Raw genomic sequence first — 6,149 nt, forward strand, 5'->3', positions numbered from 1 at the left:
ACCAGGGCCGCCGGCGGCGTAGCCGATGTCCCGCCAGAAGCGACAGGTGCCCAGGGCGTTGCCCCGCGGACTACCTCTACAATATTCCATGGATTGATGGAGGATACCGTGACCACCACCCCCCCGAAGGCGCAGCTCTACGATGCCTTCGCCGCCACCGGCAAGGCGCTGGCCAGCGGAAAGCGCCTGGAACTGCTCGACCTGCTGGCCCAGGGTGAGCGGACCGTCGACGCGCTCTCGAAGGCCGCCGGACTGAACCTGACCACCGCGTCCGCGCATCTGCAGACCCTCAAGCAGGCCGGGCTCGTCGCGACCCGGCGGGAGGGCGTGCGCATCCACTACCGGCTCGCCGGGGAGGATGTCGCCCAGCTGTTGGCGCTGCTCCGCAAGGTCGCCGAGCACCACCAGGCCGCCGTGCCCACCGCCCGTGACGCCTACCTCGGTGACGACGGCGCCATGGAGGTCACCCGCGAGGAGCTGCGCGCCCGGGTGCGCGCCGGGAACACGGTGGTGCTGGACGTACGCCCGGTGGAGGAGTACCTGGCCGGCCACATCCCCGGCGCCGTATCCATTCCGGTCGGCGAACTGACCGACCGGCTCGGCGAGTTGCCCGAGGAAGCCGAGATCATCGTCTACTGCCGCGGCGAGTACTGCGCCCTGGCCCATGACGCGGTCCGACTGCTGACCGACCGCGGGCGGCGGGCGATCCGCCTGAACGACGGCATGCTGGAGTGGCGCCTGGCCGAACTGCCGGTCGACACCGGGAACTTCGCCTGACCACCCAGCGCCCGCGAGGGCACACCGCCGCACACCTTCCCCTCCCGAAAGCGCACACCGTGACACGCACCGCCCCGACCCCCTCGATACCCGCCCAGGACACGGCGCAGCGCCGCGTCCTCACCGTCCTGGTGGCCTCCCAGATCCTCAGCGGAGCCGGGCTCGCGGCCGGTATCACCGTCGGGGCCCTGCTCGCGCAGGACATGCTCGGCTCGACCGACCTCGCGGGCCTGCCCAGCGCCCTGTTCACCGCGGGTTCCGCCCTCGCCGCCATCGTCGTCGGGCGCGTGTCGCAGGCCCGGGGCCGCCGCCTCGGGCTCGCCGGCGGATACCTCGCCGGCGCCGTCGGCAGCGCCGGTGTGATCGCCTCCGCCGTCGCCGGCAGCGCCCTCCTGCTCTTCGCCGCCCTGTTCGTCTACGGCGCCGGAACCGCCACCAACCTCCAGGCCCGCTACGCCGGAGCCGACCTCGCCGCGCCCGCCCACCGCGCCCGCGCGGTCTCCACCGTCCTGGTCGCCACCACTCTCGGCGGTGTCGTCGGCCCCAACCTCGCCGCCCCCACCGGCACGCTCGCCGACACCCTCGGCATCCCGACGCTGGCCGGGCCGTTCCTCCTGGCCGGCGTCGCCTACACGTTGGCCGCCGTGGTGCTGGCCGTCTGGCTGCGCCCCGACCCGCTGCTGCTCGCCCGCACACTCGACCTCCGGCAGCAGACCGCGGACTCCGGGAGGGCCGCGGACGACTCCGCCGAGGCGGACCGGCGCGGCCCGGGGCTGATGCTCGGCGCGCTGACCATGATCCTCACCCAGCTCGTCATGGTCGCCGTCATGACGATGACGCCGGTTCACATGCGTGACCACGGCCATGGCACCGGGGCCTCCGGCCTCGTCATCGCCATCCATGTCGGCGCCATGTACCTGCCCTCGCCGCTGACCGGCTGGCTCGTCGACCGCTACGACCGCTGCGCCATCGCCGCCGCCTCGGGCCTCGTCCTGCTGGCCGCCGGGATCACCGCCGCCACCGCGCCCGCGGACTCCGTCGGCCGGCTCGCGCTCGCCCTCGCCCTGCTCGGCCTGGGCTGGAACTTCGGCCTGGTCTCCGGCACCGCCATGATCACCGATGCCGTGCCGCTGGCCACCCGGGCCAGGACCCAGGGCATGGTCGACGTCTCCATCGCGCTCGCGGGCGCCACCGGCGGCCTCGCCTCGGGCCTGGTGGTGTCCACCGCCGGCTATCCCGTCCTCGCCCTCACCGGCGGTATCCTCTCCCTGGCCCTGCTCCCCGCCATCGCCGTCACCGCGAGTCGCCGATGAACCAGTCTCCCCCGCGCACCGAAGCCGACCTCACCGTCGACGGCACCGGTCTGCTCTGCGTCACCCTCCTGCTGCGCCTGCGCAAGGAGATCGACGGCGCTCCGCCGGGCACCCTGGTCCATGTGGTGGCCACGGATCCGGCCGCCCCGCTCGACCTGCCCGCCTGGTGCCATATGACCGGACACGACTACCTGGGCCCCGTCACCGGCGGCACCCGGCCGGTGTACGCCCTGCGGGTCACCGCCGACGCGCGTCCCACCCGGCCCGACGCACCCTGGCACCGGGCCGGTTCCTGACCGGGCACCCCGGGCGGTTCCGCGGTGCGGAGGTCCGGGGGCGGTCCGCTGGTTCCGCTGCCGGGGCGGGAGCGGCCTCAGCCCTCCCCGTACGCCTCGCCGCCGAGTTCCAGGGTCGCGGTGCCCGCGGTGGCGTCCGCCAGCCAGGACCGGAAGGCGTCGAGGTCCGATTCGGGCAGCCCGACCTCGATGCTGACGGCCTCCGCGTACCGCACCTCGCGCACCGCCCGGCCGGTGGCCCGCAGGTCGTTCTCCAACTTGCCGGCCCGCTGGTGGTCCACGACCACGGTGACCAGCCGGAACCGCTGCCGGACCACGGTGCCCAGGGTGTCCAGCGCCTCGCCGACCACCCCGCCGTAGGCGCGGATCAGCCCGCCGGCGCCCAGCTTGATCCCGCCGTAGTAGCGGGTGACCACGGCGACCACGTACCGGACGTCGCGCCGCAGCAGCATCTGCAGCATCGGCACCCCCGCGGTGCCGCCCGGCTCCCCGTCGTCGCCGGCCTTCTGCACCGCCCCGTCGGCCCCGATCACATAGGCGAAGCAGTTGTGGGTGGCGGTGGCGTGCTCCGCGCGTACCCGCTGCACGAACTCCTGGGCCTCCTGCTCGGTCGCGGCGGGCGCCAGGGCGCAGATGAAGCGCGATTTGTTGATCTCGATCTCGTGGACGCCCTCGTGGGCGACGGTCCGGTAGCGCTCCTGCATCCGGCCAGCCTACGGCTCCCCGGGCCGCGGGAATGCGCCGGGCCCGTACGGGGTTGCTCCGGTCATGTACGCAGACACCGAGACGATCCGCAGGATCCTGCGGGACACCGGCGACACCTGGGCCGTGGTCGGGCTCTCCGACAACCGCCACCGCGCGGCCTACGGCGTCGCCGAGGTGCTGCGCCGCCACGGCAAGCGGGTGGTGCCGGTGCACCCCAAGGCCGAGACGGTGCACGGCGAGCAGGGCTATGCCAGCCTGGCCGACATCCCCTTCCCGGTCGATGTGGTCGACGTGTTCGTCAACTCCGATCTGGCCGGCCGGATAGCCGACGAGGCCGTGGCGATCGGCGCCAAGGCCGTCTGGTTCCAGCTCGGCGTGATCGACGAGGACGCGCTGCGGCGCACCCGGGAGGCGGGCCTGGACATGGTGATGGACCGCTGCCCCGCCATCGAACTCGCCTCCGCCGGCTAGGCCGGGCCCTGTCCGGCCGATCGTGCTGGTCGGGGAGCGGGGTCCGGCGCGTGCAGATCCAAGGATCGGACAGGACCCAGGAGCGTGGGTCGGTGACGGGCGAGCGGTCGGTCGGCCGATCCGGGGCCTGGCCGGCGGCGGGGTCCCCGAAGGCACTCTGCGCGACTCACACCGCTTCGGCGACGGGGCCTACCACGACGAGCACCTGCACGCCCGCCTGGCCGCCGACCCGGAACCCACCGCTCCCACGGCGACCACCGGACAGACGAGCGGCACGTCACGGTAGCGAGCGAAGCCCTCGCCGCCGAACGACTGCCGGCGCCACCGACCCACGTTCTCGCCAGTGCCCGTCCTGACCTGGGTCGACGTACGGTCGAACCATGGACTTCCGCATCACCTCGGACGAGGAACGCGTCCTTTGGCTGATCGTCGGGCACCTGGACGAGGGCAACGCCCCCACCGTCGGGGAGTTGACGCGGGACGCCGGCCGGGAGGTCGGGCGGGAGGTCTCGTCACTGCGCGCCAAGGGCTGGATCCTGGTCCGCCGGGTGGACGCGGCGCAGACCGTCGTCGGGCTCTCCCCCATGGCCGTGGCGGCGCTGCGCAATCTGCGGTACGGACGGCGGGCGGAATGAGGGGGACCCACCTCCCGCGGGACGGACGGCACCCTTCGCCCGCGCACCGGAACCGGTATTGCAACGAGCGATCCAAAACTACTAAGCTCCCACCATGGCCCGACCGCGGATGTTCGACGAGGAACGGGCCCTGGGTGCGGCGATGCGCACGTTCTGGGAGAAGGGCTACGAGGCCACTTCCACCCAGGACCTGTGCGAGGCCACAGGACTGGGGCGCAGCAGTATCTACAACACGTTCAAGAGCAAGCACGACTTGTTCACGCGCGCGTTGACCCACTACATCGACACCACGACGGCCAACCAGTCGGCCATCCTGGAGGACACCCGGCTCAGCGGCGCGGCCCGCGTCCGCGCCCTGCTCGCGGTGATCGTGGAAGGCGAGACCGAACACCGGGCAGGGGGCCGGAGCCTGGGCTGCCTGACGGTGAACACCACGGTCGAGCTGGCGGGCCGGGATCCCCACACGGCGGGGATGCTGGAGCGCGACACGGCCCGCCGACTGACGGCCCTGCGCGCGGTGATCGAGGAAGGCCGGCGGGACGGCAGCATCACCTCCACCCGGGACCCCGGGGCACTGGCGCGCTTCGTCAACGCGGCCATCGGCGGCATGCGCGTCTCCAGCCAGGGCGGCGCCGACCGGGCCACCTTGGAGTCGATCGCCGAGATCACCCTGGACGCCCTGACCGCCTGAGGCGCCACCACCCCCGTCCGCCCGAGGCGCCACACCACCTCCTGGGCGCCGCTGCATGCTGCCCAAATTTTGAACCGAACGTTCCATAACAAGAGTCGAAGGAGACCTCACCGTGCCCCGTGCCGTATACGTCCTGGCGCTTGGCATCTTCGCCATGGTGACCAGCGAGTTCGTGGTCGCCGGACTGATGCCGCAGATGGCCGAGGGACTGGACGCGAGCATCACGCAGATCGGATATCTCATCACCGCCTTCGCGGCGGCCATGGCGGTCGGCGGGCCGTTCCTGACCGTGGCGGTGATGAGGTTCCCGCCCCGGACGGCGCTGATGGTGCTGTTCGCCATCTTCCTGGCGGGCAATGTGCTGGCGGCCACCGCGACCGGCTACGCCACGATGATGGCCGCGCGGATCATCACCGGGGTCGCCTCCCAGGCCTTCTTCGGCGTGGGCATCTCGATGTGCGCCCAGCTCACCCGTCCCGAGGTCCGGGGCCGCGCGATCGCCGTCGCGATGAACGGCCTCATGCTCGGCACCCTGCTCGGACTGCCGCTGTCCACCCTGGTCGGCGAGCGGTTCGGCTGGCGCGCGGCGTTCTGGACCATCACCCTGATCACCGTGATCGCCGCCGTGGCCACCCTGTTCGGCGTGCCCCCCGTCGAGCGCGCCGGGGGCCGTGGCGCGTTCCGCCAGGAGGTCGGCGTGTTCAAGCGGCCCAAGCTGTGGCTGGTGCTGTCCACCAGCACGCTGATCATCGGCGCCACCTTCTCGGCCTTCAGCTACCTCAACCCGATCCTGACCGGCCTCACCGGCTTCTCCACCGGGACCGTCCCCGTCCTGCTGATCGCCTACGGTGCGGCCACCGTCGTCGGCAACTACGTCGTCGGCCGCCTCGCCGACCGCCACACGGTGCCCGTCCTCGCCGTCGGCCTCGCCCTCAACCTCGCCTTCCTCACCGGTTTCGCCCTCCTCGCGGACCTGCCCGTCCCGGCCGTGGTCTGCATGATGGGCATCGGCCTGGTCGGGGTCACGATGAACCCGGCCATGGCGACCCGGGTCCAGCGCACCGGCAACGCCGGCCCGCTGGTCAACACCGTCCACTCCTCCTTCATCACCCTCGGCGTCATCATCGGCTCCTCGGTCGGCGCCGTGGCGATCGACACCTGGGGCCTGCGCGCCCCGCTCTGGCTCGGTGCGGCCCTGGCCCTGGCCGGCCTGGCCACCCTCCTGCCCGATATCGCCCGCCGCGCCACCCCTGCCACGGAG

The 6,149-nt window shown here is 72.7% G+C and carries 8 protein-coding genes; 7 read left to right on the forward strand and 1 reads right to left on the reverse strand.

Annotation, left to right across the window (positions count from 1 at the left end; genetic code table 11):
- The first annotated feature begins 108 nt into the window (after nt 1–108).
- From E4099_RS07230 to E4099_RS07240, 3 genes are read left to right on the forward strand one after another with little or no spacing between them, the layout of a single operon-like run.
- The gene (locus E4099_RS07230) at nt 109–777 is read left to right on the forward strand and encodes an ArsR/SmtB family transcription factor (RefSeq protein ID WP_245244654.1); all 669 of its coding nucleotides are present in this window, start codon (nt 109–111) and stop codon (nt 775–777) included.
- 59 nt (nt 778–836) lie between these two features.
- The gene (locus E4099_RS07235) at nt 837–2,090 is read left to right on the forward strand and encodes an MFS transporter (RefSeq protein WP_135338110.1); all 1,254 of its coding nucleotides are present in this window, start codon (nt 837–839) and stop codon (nt 2,088–2,090) included.
- Nucleotides 2,087–2,386 (forward strand): sulfurtransferase TusA family protein, encoded by a 300-nt coding sequence (locus tag E4099_RS07240; protein ID WP_135338111.1) that lies wholly within the window; start codon nt 2,087–2,089, stop codon nt 2,384–2,386. The genes E4099_RS07235 and E4099_RS07240 overlap by 4 nt, the downstream gene beginning before the upstream one ends.
- Nucleotides 2,387–2,463: 77 nt before the next feature.
- Here the strand turns inward: E4099_RS07240 and E4099_RS07245 are convergent, their stop codons facing one another.
- Nucleotides 2,464–3,090 (reverse strand): YigZ family protein, encoded by a 627-nt coding sequence (locus E4099_RS07245; RefSeq protein ID WP_135338112.1) that lies wholly within the window; start codon nt 3,088–3,090, stop codon nt 2,464–2,466.
- Between the two features lie 64 nt (nt 3,091–3,154).
- Here E4099_RS07245 and E4099_RS07250 point away from each other — a divergent pair, with 64 nt between their 5' ends.
- The 4 genes from E4099_RS07250 to E4099_RS07270 form a co-directional block, all read left to right on the forward strand.
- Nucleotides 3,155–3,562: a CoA-binding protein gene (locus tag E4099_RS07250; protein WP_135338113.1), complete on the forward strand. Its 408-nt coding sequence runs from the start codon at nt 3,155–3,157 to the stop codon at nt 3,560–3,562.
- Nucleotides 3,563–3,942: 380 nt separating this feature from the next.
- Nucleotides 3,943–4,197, forward strand: coding sequence for a hypothetical protein (locus tag E4099_RS07260; RefSeq protein WP_135338115.1), 255 nt, complete (start codon nt 3,943–3,945; stop codon nt 4,195–4,197).
- A 94-nt stretch (nt 4,198–4,291) separates the two neighbouring features.
- Entirely contained in the window at nt 4,292–4,888 is a 597-nt protein-coding gene (locus E4099_RS07265; RefSeq protein WP_135338116.1) for a TetR/AcrR family transcriptional regulator, read from the forward strand.
- A gap of 112 nt (nt 4,889–5,000) precedes the next feature.
- Nucleotides 5,001–6,149, forward strand: a 1,149-nt coding sequence (locus E4099_RS07270; protein ID WP_135338117.1) for an MFS transporter, incomplete at its 3' end; no start/stop codon positions are given.

Source organism: Streptomyces palmae, assembly GCF_004684805.1.
GTDB classification, from domain to species: domain Bacteria; phylum Actinomycetota; class Actinomycetes; order Streptomycetales; family Streptomycetaceae; genus Streptomyces; species Streptomyces palmae.